Annotated in this window: 21 protein-coding genes; 9 read left to right on the forward strand and 12 right to left on the reverse strand. The window is 71.6% G+C overall.

What is annotated here, in order from left to right:
- Positions 1-17 precede the first annotated feature (17 nt).
- From K8556_RS36920 to K8556_RS36935, 4 genes are all read right to left on the reverse strand, one after another.
- A complete protein-coding gene (locus tag K8556_RS36920; RefSeq protein WP_223744829.1) occupies positions 18-701 on the reverse strand; it encodes a RibD family protein in 684 nt (227 codons plus the stop codon).
- A 99-nt stretch (positions 702-800) separates the two neighbouring features.
- Positions 801-1,025, reverse strand: coding sequence for a hypothetical protein (locus K8556_RS36925; protein WP_223744830.1), 225 nt, complete (start codon positions 1,023-1,025; stop codon positions 801-803).
- Between the two features lie 49 nt (positions 1,026-1,074).
- Positions 1,075-1,563, reverse strand: coding sequence for a hypothetical protein (locus K8556_RS36930; protein WP_223744831.1), 489 nt, complete (start codon positions 1,561-1,563; stop codon positions 1,075-1,077).
- 13 nt (positions 1,564-1,576) lie between these two features.
- Positions 1,577-2,203 carry an NIPSNAP family protein gene (locus K8556_RS36935; protein WP_223744832.1) on the reverse strand — a complete coding sequence of 209 codons (627 nt, stop codon included), beginning with the start codon at positions 2,201-2,203 and terminating at the stop codon, positions 1,577-1,579.
- A 93-nt stretch (positions 2,204-2,296) separates the two neighbouring features.
- On the opposite strand from K8556_RS36935, the gene K8556_RS36940 reads away from it, so the two are divergent.
- From K8556_RS36940 to K8556_RS36955, 4 genes are all read left to right on the forward strand, one after another.
- Positions 2,297-3,916, forward strand: coding sequence for a PLP-dependent aminotransferase family protein (locus tag K8556_RS36940; protein ID WP_223744833.1), 1,620 nt, complete (start codon positions 2,297-2,299; stop codon positions 3,914-3,916).
- A 133-nt stretch (positions 3,917-4,049) separates the two neighbouring features.
- On the forward strand, positions 4,050-4,625 hold the full coding sequence (locus K8556_RS36945; RefSeq protein ID WP_223744834.1) for a hypothetical protein: 576 nt from the start codon (positions 4,050-4,052) through the stop codon (positions 4,623-4,625).
- On the forward strand, positions 4,622-5,683 hold the full coding sequence (locus tag K8556_RS36950; protein ID WP_223744835.1) for an MBL fold metallo-hydrolase: 1,062 nt from the start codon (positions 4,622-4,624) through the stop codon (positions 5,681-5,683). The genes K8556_RS36945 and K8556_RS36950 overlap by 4 nt, the downstream gene beginning before the upstream one ends.
- Positions 5,655-6,599 carry a hypothetical protein gene (locus K8556_RS36955; RefSeq protein WP_223744836.1) on the forward strand — a complete coding sequence of 315 codons (945 nt, stop codon included), beginning with the start codon at positions 5,655-5,657 and terminating at the stop codon, positions 6,597-6,599. The genes K8556_RS36950 and K8556_RS36955 overlap by 29 nt, the downstream gene beginning before the upstream one ends.
- Here the strand turns inward: K8556_RS36955 and K8556_RS36960 are convergent.
- From K8556_RS36960 to K8556_RS36970, 3 genes are read right to left on the reverse strand one after another with little or no spacing between them, the layout of a single operon-like run.
- The gene (locus K8556_RS36960; RefSeq protein WP_223744837.1) at positions 6,596-7,183 is read right to left on the reverse strand and encodes a Uma2 family endonuclease; all 588 of its coding nucleotides are present in this window, start codon (positions 7,181-7,183) and stop codon (positions 6,596-6,598) included. The genes K8556_RS36955 and K8556_RS36960 overlap by 4 nt on opposite strands.
- A 51-nt stretch (positions 7,184-7,234) precedes the next feature.
- Positions 7,235-8,275 carry a class I SAM-dependent methyltransferase gene (locus K8556_RS36965; RefSeq protein ID WP_223744838.1) on the reverse strand — a complete coding sequence of 347 codons (1,041 nt, stop codon included), beginning with the start codon at positions 8,273-8,275 and terminating at the stop codon, positions 7,235-7,237.
- 34 nt (positions 8,276-8,309) lie between these two features.
- On the reverse strand, positions 8,310-8,642 hold the full coding sequence (locus K8556_RS36970) for an MXAN_6627.5 family MYXO-CTERM protein (RefSeq protein ID WP_223744839.1): 333 nt from the start codon (positions 8,640-8,642) through the stop codon (positions 8,310-8,312).
- A 125-nt stretch (positions 8,643-8,767) separates the two neighbouring features.
- Here K8556_RS36970 and K8556_RS36975 point away from each other — a divergent pair, with 125 nt between their 5' ends.
- Positions 8,768-10,090: a response regulator gene (locus K8556_RS36975; RefSeq protein WP_223744840.1), complete on the forward strand. Its 1,323-nt coding sequence runs from the start codon at positions 8,768-8,770 to the stop codon at positions 10,088-10,090.
- 64 nt (positions 10,091-10,154) lie between these two features.
- On the opposite strand, the gene K8556_RS36980 is transcribed toward K8556_RS36975, so the two are convergent.
- The gene (locus tag K8556_RS36980; protein WP_223744841.1) at positions 10,155-10,796 is read right to left on the reverse strand and encodes a hypothetical protein; all 642 of its coding nucleotides are present in this window, start codon (positions 10,794-10,796) and stop codon (positions 10,155-10,157) included.
- A 57-nt stretch (positions 10,797-10,853) separates the two neighbouring features.
- On the opposite strand from K8556_RS36980, the gene K8556_RS36985 reads away from it, so the two are divergent.
- From K8556_RS36985 to K8556_RS37000, 4 genes are all read left to right on the forward strand, one after another.
- Complete coding sequence (locus K8556_RS36985; protein WP_223744842.1) at positions 10,854-11,351, forward strand: DUF3987 domain-containing protein; 498 nt, start codon at positions 10,854-10,856, stop codon at positions 11,349-11,351.
- Positions 11,352-11,410: 59 nt separating this feature from the next.
- Positions 11,411-12,025 carry a thioredoxin-dependent thiol peroxidase gene (gene bcp, locus K8556_RS36990; RefSeq protein WP_223744843.1) on the forward strand — a complete coding sequence of 205 codons (615 nt, stop codon included), beginning with the start codon at positions 11,411-11,413 and terminating at the stop codon, positions 12,023-12,025.
- A 237-nt stretch (positions 12,026-12,262) separates the two neighbouring features.
- Positions 12,263-12,784, forward strand: coding sequence for a hypothetical protein (locus K8556_RS36995; protein ID WP_223744844.1), 522 nt, complete (start codon positions 12,263-12,265; stop codon positions 12,782-12,784).
- A gap of 136 nt (positions 12,785-12,920) precedes the next feature.
- Positions 12,921-13,292, forward strand: coding sequence for a hypothetical protein (locus K8556_RS37000; protein ID WP_223744845.1), 372 nt, complete (start codon positions 12,921-12,923; stop codon positions 13,290-13,292).
- Here K8556_RS37000 and nagZ read toward each other — a convergent pair.
- The 4 genes from nagZ to K8556_RS37020 all read right to left on the reverse strand — a co-directional run bounded on the left by nagZ (position 13,289) and on the right by K8556_RS37020 (position 18,675).
- Complete coding sequence (gene nagZ / locus K8556_RS37005; RefSeq protein WP_255653183.1) at positions 13,289-14,353, reverse strand: beta-N-acetylhexosaminidase; 1,065 nt, start codon at positions 14,351-14,353, stop codon at positions 13,289-13,291. The two genes, K8556_RS37000 and nagZ, sit on opposite strands and share 4 nt — an antisense overlap.
- A 302-nt stretch (positions 14,354-14,655) precedes the next feature.
- Entirely contained in the window at positions 14,656-16,755 is a 2,100-nt protein-coding gene (locus tag K8556_RS37010) for a BatA domain-containing protein (RefSeq protein WP_223744847.1), read from the reverse strand.
- Positions 16,752-17,633 (reverse strand): DUF58 domain-containing protein, encoded by an 882-nt coding sequence (locus K8556_RS37015; RefSeq protein WP_223744848.1) that lies wholly within the window; start codon positions 17,631-17,633, stop codon positions 16,752-16,754. The genes K8556_RS37010 and K8556_RS37015 overlap by 4 nt, the downstream gene beginning before the upstream one ends.
- A gap of 13 nt (positions 17,634-17,646) precedes the next feature.
- Positions 17,647-18,675, reverse strand: a complete 1,029-nt coding sequence (locus K8556_RS37020; RefSeq protein ID WP_223744849.1) for a MoxR family ATPase — start codon at positions 18,673-18,675, stop codon at positions 17,647-17,649.
- Positions 18,676-19,042: the final 367 nt, after the last annotated feature.

A 19,042-nucleotide genomic window follows, 5' to 3' on the forward strand; every position in this document is an offset into this window, starting at 1 on the left:
GGGCACGGGGAAGAGGCTCAGCGCCGCACGCGGTACCGGAGCCACACGATGCCGGAGTCGCGGCGCTCCACGTGGGTGAGCTCCAGCGCGGCGCCCGCGCCGGTGGAGCCCTGGGGGCGGTCGAAGACGGTCGGAGTGCCGGGCAGGCCGTCGGCGGTGGGGTGCACGAGGAGGCTCACCTCGTCGATGAGGCCCGCGGCGAGGAACGCGCCATTGATGCCGCCGCCGCCCTCCAGCAGCACGGTCTGGATGCCGAAGGTGTCTCCGAGCTTCTCCAGCACGCGGGCGAAGTCGATGTCCTGCGTGCCGCCGAAGACATAGGAGACGCCACGCTCGTGCAGGTGGGCGAGGTGCGCGTCGGAGACGGACTCGGTGAGCACGACGACGAGGTGGTCCTCGTCGATGGCGCCGGACTCCCAGCTCAGCTTGCCGTGGGCATCCAGGGCGATGGCGTAGGACTCCGCGTCCTTGCGAGCGACGAAGTCCGTGCGGGGCAGGGGAGTAGCCGGAGCGGGCTTGGACACGGCGCCTTCCGCGGCGAAGTCCTCCATGGTGATGCGGCCGCACATCCAGGCGTCCGCGTCGAAGGTGTCGGCGGTGCGCTCGTATTCACCGCGCAGCGACGCCGGGTCGGGCCAGTGCTTGACGACGATGCGCCCGTCGATGGACGAGACCATGTGGCAGATGACGTGGGGCTTCATCGGGAGGCTCCGGAGCACGGGCGGAGCGCGGATGGTTCCCGAGGCGCCAAGGCCTGTCGAACCGATTCCGCGCCGGTCCGTTCACAATCCCGCGAGCCGCTACTGCGTCGCGCCGGGGTCGTCGGAGGCCTCGGCGGTGGAGGGCTTCTCCTCCTCCGCCTTGGGGGCTTCGAGGGGAGGGGACTCTGACTTGCCCACCTGGATGACCACGGGCCTGGAGACAGCGGGCGCGGCGGAGAACCGGCTCCTGGGCGTCGTGCTGACTCCCACGTAGGAACAGCCAGCCAGGGCGAGCAGCGGGACAGCGGCAATCAGTCGGCGCATGAATGCATTCAAGCGGACGTGCGTGTGGGAGGTCCAGCCACGGAGGTGTTCAGCCGGTGGCCGTCGTCCGGGTGAACTCCATCACCCAGTTGGTCTCCCAGGTCTCTCCGTCGAGCGAGAAGGCCTGCTCCCACCGGGCACGGTCGTTGCCCAGGCGGGTCCAATTGAACATGACCTGGACCGGGCGGCCTCCTTCGGTGTCCTCGCCGTAGAAGCGGCCGTGGTCGCCGGTGAAACCTCCGTGCACGGGGGGCTGGAGCACCGCGTGGCGGCTGTCGATCCAGTGGATGGACCAGCGGCGCTCGCGCACGTCGAACAGGCGCAGCGCCATGCCGGAGAAGCCCCGCTCGAAGACGGTCTCCTCGACGTTGGACAGGCCGCCCAGGTGGGGCTGGCAGCGCATCCTGGACGTGAACACGTCCCAGTCGTCGCTGCCTGTCAGCCGTTGCTTGAGCTTCCGGTTCATGCACGTCCATTCGCCCATGAGGAAGTCGAAGTCGTGCACGTCGCCCGTGGGCAAGGGGGGAAGGGGCTTCATGGGGTGGAGCCTTTCAGCGCAGCTCGGAGCGCGCGGTGGGGGACAGCGTCAGGTGTTCAACCGGCGCGCTCAGCCACGGTTGGAGTGGCTCCGACCAGTTCTTCGCGGCGGCCCGGCGTCGAAGGTGTTCGCGGTGGTGCACCGTGTCCGGGAACACGGTGAGCCACGCGAAGACGTGCTCGCCCGTGCGCACGGGCAGGGCCGGGAACGTGTTCTCCGCGGGAGCCTTCAGGTAGCAGACCGTCACCTCCACCCGGGAATCCGGACGCGTGTCCGTCTCCGGCGCGGGTCGAGGCGTGCCTGGATGCGCGAGGCCCGTGTCCGAGCGCACCGGCCGCAGGAGCAGGACGTTGTCGGAGTCCTGCATGGTCACGTTCGCGGCGCTCCGGTGCTCCTTCCACACCGGGCCGCCGTAGAACGCGCTCAGCGCCTCGCGCCGTGAGGCCATGTCGCGGAAGCCTCGCAGCCACACGAACCGGTCCGGGCGGTCCTCGTCGCGGAACTGACCGATGAGGTGCATGCCGGTGGCTTCCTGCGACTCGATGAAGGCCCGGTCGAACAGCGAGATGAGGACGTCCCGCTGACCGGGATGCAGCGTGTACTGGCGCAGTTCGAGGACTGAGCAACAAGAGGACGGCATGAGGGGCTTCCGGGGTGCGGGGGCGGAGGCCATCCTTGCCAGGGAACTGGTAGGGTCATGAAGACCACTTCCGCCAGAATCGGCCATACCAGTTTGAAGACCTCCCACGGCGTCGCCTCCTCGCTCCTCCTGCGGCTCGATTCGCGGAGTCCCACGCCGCTCCATGAGCAGCTCTTCGAGGGGATTCGTGCGCGCATCCTCGCGGGGGCGCTGGCACCCGGGCTGCGGCTTCCGTCCTCCCGTCAGCTCGCCACCGAGATGGTGGTGGCCCGCAGCACCGTCCTCCAGGCGCTGGACGCGCTCACGGCGGAGGGCTACCTCGTGGCCCGTGCGGGCTCCTGCACGCGCGTCGCGCCCGAGTTGCCCATCCTCGCCGGGGACCGGAGCCGTGAGCCCGCGCTCCCTGTTGCCGCACGCACGTCGCTCACAGGGGAGCGGGACCTGGGCAGGGGGCCCGGTGCTTCACGCGGGTCCCGCTTCTCCACTGCCGCACAGACGCCAGGCTCCGGGGCGCGGAGGCAGGGTGCCTCGCGAGGGCCTCGACTTGCTGCCTCCGTGCGGACGCTGAAGTTCACACCTGTGGGGGCTCCGCGCCTCGGGGCCGCGCCTCGCGCGTTCCGGCCCGGTGTGCCCGCGCTGGACCTGTTCCCCACCGCGCTCTGGGCCCGCACGGTGTCTCGCGTCCATGCTCGCGCGAGCACGGGCCTGCTCGATGGCGGTGACCCTTCGGGCCATGCGCCGCTGCGTGAAGCCATCGCCATCCATGTGTCCGTGTCGCGGGGCGTGCGCTGCTCCCCGGAGCAGGTCTTCATCACGGCCGGCACCCAGCAGGCCTTCGATGAAGTGCTCCGGCTCGCGCTGAACCCGGGGGACCCCGTCTGGGTGGAGGACCCGGGCTATCCCGGCGTCCGTCGCGCCGTGCTCTCCGCCGGAGGCCGTCCGGTGCCCATCCCCGTGGATGGAGACGGACTCGACGTGGGCGCGGGCCTGACTCGCGCGCCTCGGGCCCGGGTCGCGCTGGTGGCTCCTTCGCACCAATACCCGGTGGGCGTCACGCTGAGCCTGGCGCGACGCATGGCGCTGCTCCAGTGGGCCGAACGCACCCGCTCGCTGATCATCGAGGACGATTACGACAGCGAGTTCCGCCACCGCGGCCGCCCCCTCACCGCGCTCCAGGGACTCGATGACGCTGGCTGCGTGGTCTACGTGGGCACGTTCAGCAAGTCGATGTTCCCCGGCCTGCGCCTGGGCTTCCTCGTCGTGCCGCCCTCGCTCGTGGACGTCTTCTCCGCCTCGCGCGCCGCCGCGCCCGCCTCCACGCTGGAGCAGGCCGCGCTCGCCGTGTTCCTCGCGGAGGGCCACTTCGCCCGCCACCTGCGCCGCATGCGCGCGGCCTATCGGGAGCGCGGTGAGGCCCTGCTCGAAGCCCTGAACGCCGACTGCTCGGGCTTCCTCACGCCCCGCCCCTGTGACACCGGCATGCAGGTGTGCGCGTCCCTGGCCACGCCGCTGTCCGACCTGCGCGTCCGGGATGAAGCCGCCCGGCGTGGCGTGGAGGTTGCTGCCCTCTCCGACTATTTCCTCGGCAGACGCCGTGAGTCCGGCCTCATCTTCGGCTTCGGCGGCGTGCGCCCGGAAGGCATGCGCGCCGGGACACGGACCCTGGCCCAGGCACTCGAAGCCGCGCGCCGCGGCCGCCGTCCTTCCCGATAGGACCTCCCCGATGAGCGACGGCCTGCCCTGAACACGATGCCGGGCAGGCGGGACACGTGGCGGGTGTGTGCCCTTGCCATCGCTCCGCTCCACGCACATCCCTTCCCGGACACAGGCCGTCTACGATGGCGCCATGGCCTGGCGCTCCCTCGTCCTCTCACTGTTGCTGCTGTCCGCATGCGGTCAGCGACGCAGCGACCCCGCGCGCGTGGCGGAGGACCTGATGCGCCCCGCGCCCGTGGGCGCCTTCGCCGCGGGCACCCCTCCGGTCTCCTCGGAGGACTGCACGGTGCGCACGGCGAAGCAGTGCTTCGACCAGGCGCTCACGCTGCTGGCCACGAACGCGCGAGGCCCGGAGCGGCTGCGCGCGCTGTCGCTGATGGGCAAGGCCTGTGACGGACAGGTGAAGGACGCCTGCTCCTGGCTGTCCCAGCACGTGAAGGAGCCCCGGCGCGTGCGCGGCGGTCCTCCGGACGACCCCGTGTTCCAGGAGGCCTTCGAGCACTGGCGCGAAGGCCGCAAGCACCACGTGCGCGTGACGTGCCGGCTGGTGCAGGGCGGCGTGCCCCAGCGGTGCGAGGTGCGGGAAGCGACGTTGCCGCCGGACCTGCTGGCGCAGGCGCTCGCCAGCATCCAGGCTTCGCGCTACGTGCTGCCCACCCTCGACGGAGAGCCCTTCGAATGCGACTGGACCATCGTCATCAAGTGACGCGACTGTGGCCCGCGCTGGCCCTGTCGCTGTTCACGGGCTGCTTCGCCGGCACCGTGCACCGGGGCCCGGTGACGGACCACTTCGACGGAGCGTCCTTCCAGAACATCGGCGACGCGCCGAAGCTGTCCCCGCTCACGCTGATAGGGGCCGTGATGGAGGAGCGGCGCGGCCCCTGGCGCGACTACGCGGAGGAGCCCTCGGGCCCGAAGCCGCCGGAGCGCGTGGGCCCGGGCGGGCTGCGCGTGACGTTCATCAACCACGCCACGGTGCTGCTCCAGGCGGACGGGGTGAACGTGCTGACGGACCCCATCTATTCGGAGCGGGCGAGCCCCGTGTCCTTCGTGGGCCCCAGGCGCGTGCGGCCCCCGGGCATCCGCTTCGAGGACCTGCCGCCCATCGACGTCGTGGTGGTGAGCCACAACCACTACGACCACCTGGACCTGCCCACGCTGCGGCGACTGGAGGCCGCGCACCACCCGCTCTTCCTCGTGGGCCTGGGCAACCGCGAGCTGCTCCTGGACGAGGGCTTCCAGCGCGTGGAGGAGCTGGACTGGTGGCAGGCCGCGAAGAGGGGTCCCCAGGGATTGAAGGTCTGGGCGGTGCCCGCGCAGCACCGGTCGAACCGCGGGCTGACGGACCAGGAGGAGACGCTGTGGGCGGGCTACGTGCTGGAGACGTCCGGGGGCCCGGTGCTCTTCGCGGGCGACACGGGCCTGGGTCCGCACTTCGACCGCATCGCGGAGCGCTTCGGGCCCATGCGCCTGTCGGTGCTGCCCATCGGCGCGTTCCGTCCGTGCGTCCTGCACCCGGTGCACATGGGGCCGGAGGACGCGCTGAAGGCGCACCACGTGCTGCGCTCGGGGACGTCCGTGGCGATGCACTACGGCACCTTCCCCATGGCGTGGGATGGCCAGGACGAAGCGAAGTACCTGCTCCTGCGGTTGCTGCTGAAGGAAGAGGTGCGGCCGCGCTTCTGGGCGCTCGGCTTCGGCGAGGGCCGGGACGTGCCGCCGCTGGCGCCGGGCCATGAAGGGCGTGCCGATGCCGGACGCTGAAGGCGCGGTGCCACCGGAGGTGGAGGCGAAGGAGAAGATGGACCAGGCGCGCGCGTACCTCCGCGCGGGCGAGGAGCTGGAGGCGGCGATCGCGCTCTGTGACGAGGTGTACCGGCGCTTCACGCTGTCGAAGGTGCCGGCGCTCCAGCTCCAGGTGGCGCGAGCGCTGGGGCTGCGAGGCGCGGCGCTGGGAGAGCTGGAGCGGCTCCCCGAGGCGCTGGTCCACTTCGACGAGGTGGAGCGCCGCTTCTGGAGTCCGCGCCGGCCCGAGCTCTGGGAGGGGGTGGCGTGGGGGATGCTGTACCGGGCCCGCGTGCTGCTGGACCTGAACAAGGAGGGCATGTGCACGAACTGGCTGGAGCGGATGTTGAGCCGCTTCGGGGCGGTCGCGCAGCGGCCCGACCTGCGTATCCCGGTGGAGATGGCGCGGACGGCGATGCTCGTCGCGCACAACATGGGGCAGCGGTTCGAGGAGGCCCTGAGCCAGTCCGAGCTGCTCCTGAAGGGATACGACGGGAGCACCGACCCGTTCCTGGTGGAGCAGACGGCGGTGGCGCTGGTGCAGCGGGCCTTCGCGCTCCAGGGGTTGGGGCACGTGGACGAAGCGCTGGAGGCGTTCGACGAGGTGGACGTGCGCTACTGCGAGTCGACGGACCCCAGGATGCGCACCGTGGTCTCCACCGCGCTCATGGGGCGGGCCATCGTGTTGCTCCAGGAGGAGTTCCTCCCGGAGGCGCTGGGCGCGATCGACGCCATCCTCGAGTACGCGGGCCCGAGCCCGGAGCGGCGCCTGATGGAGCCCGTGAACTTCGCGAAGTTCCACCGCGAGGTCGTCGAGCGCGAGCTGGAGCTCGAACGCGAGCGGGCCGCGCGCAGGCCGAAGCCTCCACCCCTGGCGAAGCCGAAGCCGCGCTAACCCGGAGGCGGAAGGGACTTCCAGAGCCAGCCCAGCCGCAGGTCCCGCTCCTCGAAGGGCGGAGCGCGGATGAGGTCATCCTCCTCGCCGTAGACGCCCATCTCCACCCAGCGCCCGTCCCGCAGCTCGCTCACGGTGAGCGTGCGCGAGTCCAGGTCCACGAACCACAGGTGCTGGATGCCGATGCGCGCGTAGAACGGCCGCTTGATGCGCGTGTCGTAGGCCCGCGTGGTCGGCGACAGGATTTCGCAGGCCCAGTCAGGAACATCCGTCCATTGGCCCTTGGGAAGGGTGGGCACCCGTTCGCGCCGCCATCCCGCGAGGTCGGGGATGAACTCCGGTGAACCGCCCACCCGGATGCCGGGCTCGGTCATGATCCACCAACCACCTGGCTCCACACCGCTCAACTGGAGTGCATCATCCAGCTCACGGTGAAGCCTGTACTCGAAATGGCCATGCGCGGCACGCGGCCGTGCATGCGTATACAGCGTCCCATCGATGATCTCGCCCACCACGCCCTCGGGCAGGGCCTCGATGTCAGCGAAGGTCGCCGGACCTTCGAGTGGTTTCGCGCCATAGGCCATGCCTGGAGTGTGGAGTTACCTCCACCGTCTGACAAGCAGGCGCCGGGACCGTCAGTCCGGCTGCGCGATGATCAACGTCTGCAAGGGCAGGTGCCGGATGGGCCGTGTGCTCTGGACCTTGAAACCCGCGTCATCCAGGAAGCCCTCGACCTCCGCGGGCGTGTAGGACGCCGCTCCGGACGTGAGGAAGTAGTGCAAGCCGATGAGCGGCGCGGACGTGCTCTGCGTGTCCCGCTCCTCGCGCAGGTACTCCAGCACCGCCAGCGTTCCCCGGGACACCATGGCCCCGCGCACGCGCCGGAGCAGCGCCACGTTCTGCGCGGGCGTCAGGTGGTGCATCACCTGGAACAGCAGCACGCCGTCATACGGCCCGCCCAGCTCCGCGGTCAGCACGTCCCCTTCCTTGTGCGTCACCCGGTGCGACAGCCCCGCCTGGGCGATGATGTCCCGCCCCACGCGCACGCTGCCCTCCAGGTCCACCACCGTGGCCTTCAGCCCCCGGTGCGCCCTGCACAGCTCCGCCGCGTACCAGCCGTGCGCGCCGCCCAGGTCCAGCAGGTGCCTCGCGCCCCGGGGCAGGGGGATGGCCGCCGCCACCTCCGGCGAGGCCAGCCGCGCCAACTGGTACATGGCCTGGATGTAGTCCCGCCAGCGCGGGTCGTCCGGAGCGAACTGGTGGATGTCCACCGACTGCCCGCTCTTCACCGCGGTCTCCAACTGCCCCCACCAGTCCCACTGCGCGTAGTTGAACTCCAGGAACGCCGTGATGGACTGCGGCGAGCGCGGGTCCAACCACCGCCGCGCCCGGGGAGCCAGCCGGAAGCGCCCCCGGTGCAGCTCCACCACCTCGCAGGCGATGAGCGCTTCCAGGAGCGCCCGCATCCCCTCCGTGCTCGTCTTGAGCCGCGCCGCCAGCGCCTCCGCCGTCGCCGCGCCGTCCGCCAGCGCCGCGTAGACGCCCAGCCGGGCCCCGGCCATCAGCGTCCGCGACGCCATCATCCCGAAGAAGGCGTGCGCCAGGGGCTGGGGCGCCAGGTTGAGGAAGTCCGCGACCCGCTCCAGGAGGTTGTCCGCCTTCAGGCCCAGCCGCATCGCGCGTCGCTCCTTGGAGTGGGGGGCCTGCCGGCTACCGGCGGCGCCGCGAGCCTGCCACGGCCGCCACGCCCAGCACCATCAGCGCCGCCTGCGGGCCCAGCAGGCACCCCTGCGTCTCCGCCTGGCGGATGCCGGTGTACTTGCACTTGCCCGCGTTGCAACTGAAGCGCGGCGCGCAGTCGCTGGTGCTGCGGCAGTCCGTGGGCACGCGCCCCGTGTTGTCGTCCCCTTCCGGAGAGTTCGGATCGTCCGGCTGGCCCGCGTCCGGCTGCTGGCCCTCCTGAGCCCGTGCCACCAGGGGGGAGAAGAGGAGCAGGCCGGCCAGGAGCCCTGCCGGAAAGATGCGGGAGGAGAGGGAGGACATGAGGCGGGCGCCACCCTAACGCCCCAGCGGGGCGCTTGCATCCATCCTCTGAAGCGGGCGGCCTTCCGGGGTTCCCTGGAAACGCTGGCCGCCCCGGCGTCCGAATCTGCTACGGTCCCCCCGCGATGGCGCCTCGAATCCTCGTCGTGGATGACAACCAGGAGCTCCTCTCCCTCCTCACGCAGTTGTTCGAGGACGCCGGGTACGAGGTGGTGGGCGCCAGCCGTGGCAAGCAGGCCATCGAGGCCGCCCGCGCCCAGCCCCCCGGCTGTGCTGTCTTGGACATCCTCCTGCCGGACATGATGGGCTACCACCTGGCGGACACGCTGCGGAAGGACAACCCCCAGCTCCCGCTGCTCTTCATCACCGGCGTCTTCAAGGGCGGCAAGCACGCCACCGAGGCGCGCCAGAAGTACCAGGCCGCCGGCTACTTCGAGAAACCCTTCGAGGCCCAGAAGCTGCTGGAGGCGGTGGCCAAGGTCCTGCCCGCGGAGAAGAAGGTCCCCGCCGCCTCCATGCAGGACGCCTTCGAGGTGGAGCTGGACATCGACGTGGAGGAGGAGGGCCCGCAGGACGCCATGGAGCTGACCGGCCGCATCAAGGTCACCGGCGGCGGCAACCTTACGGCCGAAATCCGCGGCGCCAACCTCACCGCCACGCCCATGCAGAAGGTGCCCACCACCCAGGTGCGGCCCCCCACGCCGGGCCGCCCGCCGGATCCGCTGCCGGTGGGCGCGGGCGCGCCGGGCAGCCGCCGGGGCGAACTGAAGGACAACCTTCCGTCGCTGCTCACCGCCTTCTACCTGTCGCGCGAGACGGGCGAGCTGGGCGTGCAGCGCGGCAAGGTGAAGAAGGTCGTCTACTTCGAGAACGGCACCCCGGTGTTCGCGCTCTCCAACCTGCTGGCGGACCGCTTCGGGCAGTTCCTGGTGCGCGTGGGGAAGATCAAGCCCGAGCAGCTCCAGGACGCGTCCGCCGTCGCCGCGCAGAGCCACCGGCGCACCGGTGACGTGCTGGTGGAGCGCGGCCTGCTCAAGGACACGGAGCGGCTGTACTACGTGGGCCAGCAGGTGAAGGCCATCATCTACTCGCTCTTCTCCTGGGAGGAGGGCACGTACGTGATGAGCTTCAAGGAGAAGGCCTCCTCGGAGTCCATCAAGCTGGACGTGCACCCGGCCAACCTCATCGTCCGGGGCATCAAGAAGCTCTACAAGCCGGAGCGCCTGCGCCGCCTGCTCCAGCCCGAGGACCGGCTCATCCCCGCCGTCGCCCCCGCCTATGGCCTCAACGAGGTGGAGCTGGAGCGCTGGGAGGCGGAGCTGCTGCCCAAGATTGACGGCAACCGCGTGGTGGCGGAGCTGCTCGCGTTCGCCAACCGCCCGGAGCACGTCGTCTACGGCTTCCTGGTGTCGATGATGGCGCTGGGCATCCTGGACAAGCGCTCCTGAGCGCTCGCGGTGCCTTCACGCGGGCCGGGAGTGCTCCCCGCGCCCGCCCGCGCCGCGCGGCTCCCTAGACGAGCCGCGAGCCGATCCAGAACAGGCCCAGCGCGCCGGAGCCCAGCGCCACGCCGCGCTGGATCCACCGGCTGATGCGCGCGTTGGCGCGCGACAGGCCTTCCGCGAACAGCAGGCCCACGGCGCCCATGCCGATGAGGATGCCCAGCGCGAAGCCGGGCAGGTACGTCCACGCGGACAGGCTCATGCTGCCGCCCACCAGCAGCGGGGGCAGCGCGATGAGCAGCGACCGCACGCCGCTGACGGCCATGAAGGCGCCCGCGGCGGTGCTCACGGTGTGCACGTGCTCGTGCGGCTCGCGGTCGTGGCCGGGCAGGTGCGGGTGGCCGTGGTCCAGGCTGTGCGGGAAGAGCAGGGCGGTGACGGCCAGCGCCACCAGCACCGCGCCGCCGAACACCTCCGCCCACCGCTCGAAGGTCTCCGACAGGCCCACGCCCGCGACCAGGCACACCGCCGCGATGCCGCCCAGCATGGCCGCGTGGCCCAGGGCGAAGCGCAGCGCCGTCATGAGGGCGACGCGGCGCCGGCCACCGCCCAGGGTGCCGAGCGTGGCCATGGCGGCGCAGTGGTCCGGCCCCAGGGCGTGGAGCATGCCTTGGGACAGGCCGAGCAGGAAGGCGAGCAGGATGGGAGCCACGACGGCGCACCCTAGCCGTGGTTTAACCCTGTGGCCAGCAGGAGGACGTCCCACACCATGCGCATTGCCCATCCCCGAACTTCCGCCGCGCTGCTGCTCGCGGGGCTGCTCGCGCTGTCCGGCTGCTCCACCGACCCCGGTCCGGAGCAACTGAAGAAGGCCGAGGAGCGCTACCAGGAGCTGATCAACCAGAACCTCGCCGCCCAGGACCCGGCGTGGGCGGAGGTGGCCGCCCAGTTCGAGGCCGTCCCCAAGGACTCCAAGGCCCGCCCGGAGGCAGACAAGCGCCTGGCCGCGCTGAAGGCCGCCCAGGAGAAGGTCCCGCCGCGTCCCCTGGCCCGCCCCGGCGCGACCGGCCAGGGCGCCAGCGACGTGGAGGCCAAGCGCGCCGCGTGCGAGTCGCTCGCGAAGAAGATGGGCGAGGCCCACACGGACGCGACGCGCAACATGCTGCGCAAGGTGCTGGAGAACTGCCAGGCGGACCTGGTCAAGCTGGAGGCCCACGACCACCCGCCGGGTGAAGAGGTCCATCCGGCGGACGAGGGCGCGCGCTGACGTCCCCGTCGCGTGCGTGGAGTTGAGAAGCCCCCGGGGTCTGGGTATGGAGCCGACGCATGCCCATGCCCCAAGCAGGTGACAAGGCCCCCGGCTTCTCGCTCCCCGACCAGAGCGACGCCACCGTCTCCCTCTCGCAGTTCAAGGGGCGGCACGTCGTCCTCTACTTCTACCCGAAGGACGCGACCCCCGGCTGCACCACGGAGGCGTGCGACTTCCGAGACGAGCACTCCGCGCTGGTGAAGGCCGGCGCGGTGGTGCTGGGCGTGTCGCCGGACAGCGTCGCGTCCCACCAGAAGTTCGCCACGAAACAGGGGCTGCCGTTCTCGCTCCTGGCGGACCCGGACCACGCGCTGGCGGACGCGTACGGCGTGTGGGGGGAGAAGTCCCTCTATGGCCGCAAGTTCATGGGCCTCATCCGCGCGACCTTCCTCATCGGCCCGGACGCGAAGGTCGTCCGCGTGTGGCCCAAGGTGAAGGTGGCCGGGCACGTCGCGGAGGTCCTGGCCGCGCTCCAGGGCGGGGCGGCCTCCGACGCGGCTCCGGCCCCCAAGAAGGCTCAGGCGAAGGCTCAGGCGAAGGCCCCGGTGGCGAAGCCCGCGGCTGTCAAGAAACCGGCGGCGAAGAAGGCCCCGGCGGCGAAGGGCGCGGCCAAGAAGGGCGCTCGCGCCTGAGGTGGGGCGTGGGTGGTGGACGCCGGTGCACTCCTGGCGGGACAGGGAGGCCGGGACCGTGTATGCCTGCGCCCGTGGCTGGCTCCTCTCTCCCCGGGCGGGGCCGGCCGTTCACCATGAAGCCCTGTCGGCCTCCGGCCGGACAGCGGGCGGCCGGCAGGGCCTGCCCCCGGGTGGATGCCCGGTGGTGGGCGAGGACGGCGTGACCATTCCTCGGGGATGGCGGAGACGATGAACATGCGCGAGCGAGGCATTCAGCGGTGGATGGGAGCGGCGGCGCTGGCGGCGGGCGTGCTCCTGGGCACGGCCTGTGGCGGGCTGCCGGAGACGGGCGGCAAGCAGCCGGATGAGCCGCGGGGCAATGCCTTCGCGCAGCGTGGGACGCAGCCGGAGGCCGTCTACAACGTGGCCGAGCAGCAGGGGCGCGAGAACCCCGCGGACGCGCACCACGGTGACGCGGCCGCGAAGCTGCCTCCCCACGTGCTGACGGTGGACCGGGGCTACAACTCCACCATCGAGAAGATCGGCTCCAGCATCGACCCGCGCACGCCGGCGAAGGCGGGCAAGTCCAACAACTCCAAGTGGGACGACGCGGGCGGCATGATGGCGCACCGCTACGGCGTGCTCGGCGGCGCGACCTACTCGCCCGCGGCCGACGGCCTGGGTGGCTGGAACGTGTCCACCGCGAACGAGGGCACGCGCGGCTTCGAGGCGCCCTACACCTACGTGAGTCCGCCCGTCTACCTGCAGAACCGGTAGTTGGACGGAAGTCCCAGGGCGCCCGCCGGCCAGCGTGCCAGCGGGCGTCCGTCCTCCGGCCCCGCCACTCCCGGTGGGGCACCGGGGTGGCCACTCCTTCTGTCGAGGCCATGACGGCTTCTGGAGGGAGCAGGCCATGCACTCAAGGAGACTTCATCACTGGACGCTGGTGGCGGTGTGCGCCGCGACGGCCGCGCTGGTCGGCCCCGGCTGCAACCGTGACAAGCCCACCATGCCGCGCGCGGGGAGCCGCTATCAGGGCGTCGCCAACACGCAGCAGCCCGCGCCGCCGGGGACGGGTGGCTCCGGTGCCACCGTGCCCACGGACGCGAAGGGCTCGCCGCTGAAGCCGCAGCCCGCGGAGGCCCAGGGCCTGCAGAACCAGATTGGCGCGCCCGGCTTCACCACGCTCCAGGAGCCGGTGCCCGGAGACCGGGGCGGCGCGGACCGCTTCCAGGGCCCCATGGGCCAGGGCTCCGAGCTGGGCTCCAGGCACGCCACCCACTAGCGCGACGCGAGCATGACCTCCGTGGGGTCCTTGCCGGTGAAGGCGCTGGCGAGGCCCTCGGCCAGCGCGCGGTGCTCCGCGTCGCCCAGCGTGGCGAGCCGGTCCTCGGCGGGGTGCGCGAAGCGGGCGGCGAGCGCGTCCAGGCGGCGGTGGGCTTCGGTGATGCGCTCGCGCGGGACGCGGCCGGACTCCACGGCCTTCACCAGCGCTTCGATGGCGGTGCGCTGCACGTCCGCCTTGTGGCACACGAGGAACAGGTCCACGCCCGCGAGCGTGCCCTGCACCGCGGCCTCCGCCACGGAGTAGTGGTCCGCGATGGCCTTCATCTCCAGGTCGTCGCTGACGAGCACGCCGTCGAAGCCCAGCTCCTTGCGCAGCAGGTCGTGCAGCGCGCGGTGGCTCATGGTGGCGGGGACGCCCTGCTCCAGCGCGTCGAACAGCACGTGCGCGGTCATCAGCGACGCGAGCCCCGCCTTCGCAAAGGCCTGGAACGGCACCAGCTCCACGCGGCGCAGGCGCTCCAGGTCGTGCGGCAGCTTCGGCAGGGTGAGGTGGCTGTCCGTCGTCGTGTCGCCGTGGCCAGGGAAGTGCTTTCCGCAGGACGCCACGCCGCCGGCCTCCAGCCCCTTGGCGAGCGCCACGCCCAGCCGGCCCACCTCCACCGGGTCGCGGCTGAAGCTGCGGTCGCCAATCACGGGGTTGGCCGGGTTGGTGTCCACGTCGAGCACGGGCGCGAAGTCCCAGTCGAAGCCCACGGCGCGCAGCTCATGCGCGAGCAGTCGGCCCACGCGCTCGGCCAGGGCTTCGTCGCCGCGCTGTCCCAGCTCGCGCATGGGGGGCAGGGCGGTGAAGGGCTCGCCGCGAAGGCGCGCCACCCGGCCGCCCTCCTGGTCCACGGAGAGGATGAAGGGCCGGCCCGCGCGCGTCTTGATGTCACGGCACAGCGCCGCGGTCTCCGCCGCGGTGCCCACGTTGCGCTTGAAGAGGATGGCGCCGTAGATGCCGTCATCCATCAGCGCCGCGAGGTCGGCGTCGATGCGGGTGCCAGGGAAGCCCACCATGAAGAGGCGGGCGCAGTCGCGATAGAGGGCGGAAGCAGGGCTCACGGCGGCGCAGTGTGGCAGAGCCCGCCGCCCGTGGGGCACTGCGCGCGCATCCCGAGCGTCGGCTGCCTGTCAGGGCACGGAGCGGGCCGACCCGCAGGCTTCCAGGCTGGGCCCCGCCAGCGGCGTCCCGAAAACCTGTCCGACAGTCGGACAGGTTCGAAGCCCGTGGCCGGGAGGGCTCCCGCCGCAGCCAGGCGGCGGGAAACCTGTCCGACAGTCGGACAGGTTTTGGAGAAGCGCCGCCGGGGAGGGCGGGGCTACTTCCGCAGCAGCGTGCCTTCGAAGAAGAACGCCAGGCACGCGGCCAGGATGAGCCATGTCCATAGTGGTACGGCGGGCTTGTCCGCGTCCCCCGTGGAGGCCTTCACCGTGTCCTCTCCGAAGTAGGCCGTCAGCGTGTCCTGCGGTACGCGCGTCAGGTCGCTCTCCGCCGGGTCCAGCGTGGCGGCGAAGTCCAGCGCGGCCACGGGCTTCCCGTCCGCTCCCAGCACTGCGTGCACCCCCGGCTCCACCGTGGGCCCCGCTACGAACGACCCGTCCGGCTGTGCCTTCACCGGCAGTTCGCTGCCATCCGGCGCGCGCACCCCCGCCACCTTCTGCGTGCCTTCCGGTCGCAGCGTCACGGACTCGCCCACGCGCACGCGCACCTCCTCGCGCTCCTCCAGCGAGCCCGTGAGGTACGCGGCGAAGCGCTGCATCAGCGGCAGGAAGCTCGTGCGGATGGCGAAGTCGCTCCAGTCGCGGTCCACCGTGCTGGTGAACAGCGCCACGCGCCCCTTGCCCCGGCGCGCCACCGCCACCGCGGGGGCTCCGTCCTCGTACGTGGCCAGCACCTGGCTGGTGCCCGGCGCGGACGGGCTGTCCGCCTCCAGCAGCATGTACTTGTAGAAGCGCGCCCCGATGAGCCCCTCCTCCGCGCGGCCCGTGAAGGGCGCGAACAGCGGATGGTCCACCTTCACCTGCGCCAGCTTCGCCGTCTTCGTCTCCGCGTCCGGGTCCTCGCGCTCGGCGCTCGTGCGCACCAGGCGCAGGGGGCGCGGCAGCAGCGTGCCCAGCCGTGAGTTGTACGCCTCCGGGTTCACGTGGTCGCCCACGCTCACGAAGAGGCCGCCGCCGTTCTCCACGAAGGCCGACAGCTTCCGCGCCTCCTCCTCCGACGGCGCCGCCGTGTTGAGCAGCAGCACCAGGTCATACGCGCTGAAGTCCTCGCGCAGCCCCACCTCCGCGTCGCGCACCACCACGTCCACCGGCGAGCCCGGAGACGTGAGCGCCGCGTCCACGAAGAAGGCCTCGTCCCGGTAGCGCGTCGCGTGCGGCGAGCCGTTCACCACCAGCGCCTTCAGCCCGCGCGGCACCGGCAACACGAAGGCCCGCCGGTCGTCCTCCGCCAGCGCGTCCGGCGCGAGCGTCACCTGGCCCACCACCGTGCCGCCCTGCGGGAAGCGCACCGTCAGCGTCTTCTGCGTCGTGCCGCCCGCGGGCACGTCCACGAAGCCCTTGGCCAGCGTGGACTCACCCACGCGCACCGCGGCCTCCAGGTCCTTCGCGGGCTTCGCGCCGAAGTTCCGCACCGTGAAGGTGAACTGGTACGCGCGCGGCCCCGCCTGCAGCGCGGGCTCCACCCGCAGGTCCACCAGCGCGTGGTTGTCCAGCGACTCGCGCCCGGACGCCACGTCGCGCAGCACGACCTCCGGCTTCACCATCGCGCCCGTGGGCCCCTTCACCGTGGGCGGCGGTGCTTCCAGCCGGAAGCCGGAGCCCGTCATGTCGGAGACCACCACCAGGCGCTTGCCCGGCATCGGGTTCTCCTCCAGCGACCGCGCGGCCATGTCCAGGCAGCGCGACAGGTCCGCCGTGCCGTAGGTGGGCTTCGCCTCGTCCACCAGCGCGCGCAGCCGCGCCCGGTCGAAGCCCGGCGGCGGGGGCGCTTCCGGCGCGCCCGTGCACACCATCACCGTGGCGGGCTCCTCCGGCAGCAGGTCCTTGAGCGCGTCGCGCGCCTCGTCGCGGCCCTTCTCGAAGTTCGACGTGCCGTCCGACCAGCGCATGGACAGCGACGCGTCCAGGATGACCGCCGTGGCCGCCGGCCCGCGCGTCACCGTGGCCGCCTGCGCGTCGCGGGTGAACTCCGGCCGCGCCAGCGCGATGGGAATCGCCAGCAGGATGAGCGTGCGCAGCGTGTACAAGAGCAGCCGCTTCAGCTTGAGCCGGCTCGCCGTGCGCTTCTGGCTGCTCAGCACGAACGCGAGCGGCCCGAACGGATGCGCCCTCGGGCGGCGCCGGTCGAACAGGTGCACCAGCACGGGGATGAGCGCACCCAGCGCGCCCAGGAGGAACCACGGGTTGCCGAACGTCACCGGCGCCTCCCTCGGCGTCCCAGGAAGCGCAGCAGCACCTCATCCAGCCGCTCGTCCGTGCGCACCAGCTCGTAGTCCACGTCGGCCTCGGCGCACTTCGCCTTCACGTCCGCGAGGAACGCGCCGAACTCCTCCAGGTAGCTCTGCTTGATTTCGCGCGGGTTCACCTCGATGCGGCCCTCGCCCTCCATGTCCAGGAAGAGGGTGGGGTCGTCGAAGGGGAACGTCAGCTCCGCCGGGTCCACCAGGTGGAACACCGCCACGTCGTTCTTGCGCTGCCGGAGGGCCAGGATGCGCTTGAGCGACTCCTGCCGTTCATCCAGCAGGTCCGACAGCACGATGACCGTGGAGCGCCGGGGCAGCACCTCCGCCAGGTGATCCGCCGCGCTGCCCAGGTCCGTGGGGCCCTTGGGCTGCGTGTGCTCCAGCGCGTCCAGGAGCACGTTGAGGTGTCCGGCGGAGGCGCGGGGTGGCACGTCCTTGAACGCGCCGCCCACCATGACGGCCAGGCCCGCCGCGTCCTGCTGGCGCACGAGCAGGTAGCTGAGCGCGCCCGCGAGCGTCTTGGCCACCTCCAGCTTGGACATGGCGCCGCTCTGGTAGCCCATGGACGCGGACGCATCCACGACCATCACCGAGCGCAGGTTCGTCTCGTGCTCGAAGCGCTTGACGTAGTACTTGTCGAACTTGCCGTAGGCCTTCCAGTCCAGGTGGCGCAGCTCGTCGCCGGGGGCGTACTCCTTGTGCTCGGCGAACTCCACGCTCTGGCCCTGATGGGGGCTCTTGTGGAGGCCGGACAGCACGCCCTCCATCACGGCGCGGGCGCGCAGCTTCACGCCCTGGAGGCGGGACAGCGTCTGGGCGTCGAGCAGCGACATGGGATGGAAGCGCCTAGCCCTTCACCACCGTGAGGAGCTGGTCGATGAGCTTCACGGACGTGATGCCGTCGCTCTCCGCGGTGAAGTTTGGCAGCACGCGGTGGCGCAGCACGGGCCGCGCCAGCGCCCGCACGTCCTCCACCGTGGCCACGAAGCGGCCGTTGAGGATGGCGCGCGCCTTGGCCGCGAGCACCAGGTACTGGCTCGCGCGGGGGCCCGCGCCCCAGCCCACGTTCTTCGCCACGAAGTCCGGCGCGCCCGCTTCCTTGGGGCGCGTGTGGCGCACCAGCTCCACCGCGTAGCGCACCACGTGGTCCGGCACCGGCACGCGGCGCACCAGCTCCTGCAGGGCGAGGATGCGCTCGGGGGAGAGGATTTTCTCCAGCTTCGGCGGCGCGCCGGCGGTGGTGCTCTTGACGATCTGCACCTCCTCTTCCGCGGTGGGGTAGCCCACGTCCACCAGGAACATGAAGCGGTCCAACTGCGCTTCCGGGAGGGGATAGGTGCCCTCCTGCTCGATGGGGTTCTGCGTCGCGAAGACGAGGAAGGGCAGCTCCAGCGGGTACGTGCGGCCACCGGCGGTGACGCGGTACTCCTGCATGGCCTGGAGGAGCGCGGCCTGCGTCTTGGGCGGCGTGCGGTTCACCTCGTCCGCGAGGATGATGTTCGCGAACAGCGGGCCCTGCATGAAGCGGAAGGAGCGGCGGCCGGTGGTCTTGTCCTCCTCCAGGATGTCCGTGCCGGTGATGTCCGACGGCATCAGGTCCGGCGTGAACTGGATGCGGTTGAAGGACAGGTTGAGCACGTCCGCCAGCGTGGAGATGAGCAGCGTCTTCGCCAGGCCCGGCACGCCCACGAAGAGGCAGTGGCCGCGGCTGAAGAGCGAGATGAGCAGGTGCTCCACCACGTCCCGCTGGCCGACGACGCGCTTTTCAATCTGCTCGACGATGGCGTTGCGGGCCTGGGCAAGCTCCTCGACGGCGCGCAGGTCCTCGGGGGTGGCGTCGGACGGGGGAAGAGGGGCGGGGGCGGCGCTTTCCATGGAAGGGTTCTCTTAATCGGCGCGGCGGGGGCGGACCAACGGTTTCCGTCGCCCTGGGGCCCCGAGCGTGGGGTGCCAACCGTTCCAGGGGCCCGGTATTCCGCCAGAATGGGCCACGGGTCCGCCCGGCCCCGCGCCTGGCCCCGTGCCTGCCCCCCGGCCTGTTTCAGTGCCCCCTGGACAGGGGGGAATGCCGGACCGTGGACACACTGCTTACGTTCCCAAGGCACCTGCGATGGGGCAGGGCAGGCATGGGAGCACGGCATGCGTTCAGCACGGCGAGTCATCTGGGGCGGGTGGGCACTTCTGGGCGCGGGACTCCTCGGGCTGGGAAGCACCGCGTGTGGTGGTGCTTCGGCGGAGGAAG

It is taken from the genome of Corallococcus sp. AS-1-12, from assembly GCF_020036995.1.
Lineage (GTDB): Bacteria > Myxococcota > Myxococcia > Myxococcales > Myxococcaceae > Corallococcus.

Bases quoted from the DNA above. Each gene is read 5' to 3' on its own strand.
- K8556_RS36920 (WP_223744829.1), bottom strand. From the start codon at position 701: ATGAAGCCCCACGTCATCTGCCACATGGTCTCGTCCATCGACGGGCGC.
- K8556_RS36925 (WP_223744830.1), bottom strand. From the start codon at position 1,025: ATGCGCCGACTGATTGCCGCTGTCCCGCTGCTCGCCCTGGCTGGCTGT.
- K8556_RS36930 (WP_223744831.1), bottom strand. From the start codon at position 1,563: ATGAAGCCCCTTCCCCCCTTGCCCACGGGCGACGTGCACGACTTCGAC.
- K8556_RS36935 (WP_223744832.1), bottom strand. From the start codon at position 2,203: ATGCCGTCCTCTTGTTGCTCAGTCCTCGAACTGCGCCAGTACACGCTG.
- K8556_RS36945 (WP_223744834.1), top strand. From the start codon at position 4,050: ATGGCCTGGCGCTCCCTCGTCCTCTCACTGTTGCTGCTGTCCGCATGC.
- K8556_RS36955 (WP_223744836.1), top strand. From the start codon at position 5,655: ATGAAGGGCGTGCCGATGCCGGACGCTGAAGGCGCGGTGCCACCGGAG.
- K8556_RS36960 (WP_223744837.1), bottom strand. From the start codon at position 7,183: ATGGCCTATGGCGCGAAACCACTCGAAGGTCCGGCGACCTTCGCTGAC.
- K8556_RS36965 (WP_223744838.1), bottom strand. From the start codon at position 8,275: ATGCGGCTGGGCCTGAAGGCGGACAACCTCCTGGAGCGGGTCGCGGAC.
- K8556_RS36970 (WP_223744839.1), bottom strand. From the start codon at position 8,642: ATGTCCTCCCTCTCCTCCCGCATCTTTCCGGCAGGGCTCCTGGCCGGC.
- K8556_RS36975 (WP_223744840.1), top strand. From the start codon at position 8,768: ATGGCGCCTCGAATCCTCGTCGTGGATGACAACCAGGAGCTCCTCTCC.
- K8556_RS36985 (WP_223744842.1), top strand. From the start codon at position 10,854: ATGCGCATTGCCCATCCCCGAACTTCCGCCGCGCTGCTGCTCGCGGGG.
- bcp (WP_223744843.1), top strand. From the start codon at position 11,411: ATGCCCATGCCCCAAGCAGGTGACAAGGCCCCCGGCTTCTCGCTCCCC.
- K8556_RS36995 (WP_223744844.1), top strand. From the start codon at position 12,263: ATGCGCGAGCGAGGCATTCAGCGGTGGATGGGAGCGGCGGCGCTGGCG.
- K8556_RS37000 (WP_223744845.1), top strand. From the start codon at position 12,921: ATGCACTCAAGGAGACTTCATCACTGGACGCTGGTGGCGGTGTGCGCC.
- nagZ (WP_255653183.1), bottom strand. From the start codon at position 14,353: ATGGTGGGCTTCCCTGGCACCCGCATCGACGCCGACCTCGCGGCGCTG.
- K8556_RS37015 (WP_223744848.1), bottom strand. From the start codon at position 17,633: ATGTCGCTGCTCGACGCCCAGACGCTGTCCCGCCTCCAGGGCGTGAAG.
- K8556_RS37020 (WP_223744849.1), bottom strand. From the start codon at position 18,675: ATGGAAAGCGCCGCCCCCGCCCCTCTTCCCCCGTCCGACGCCACCCCC.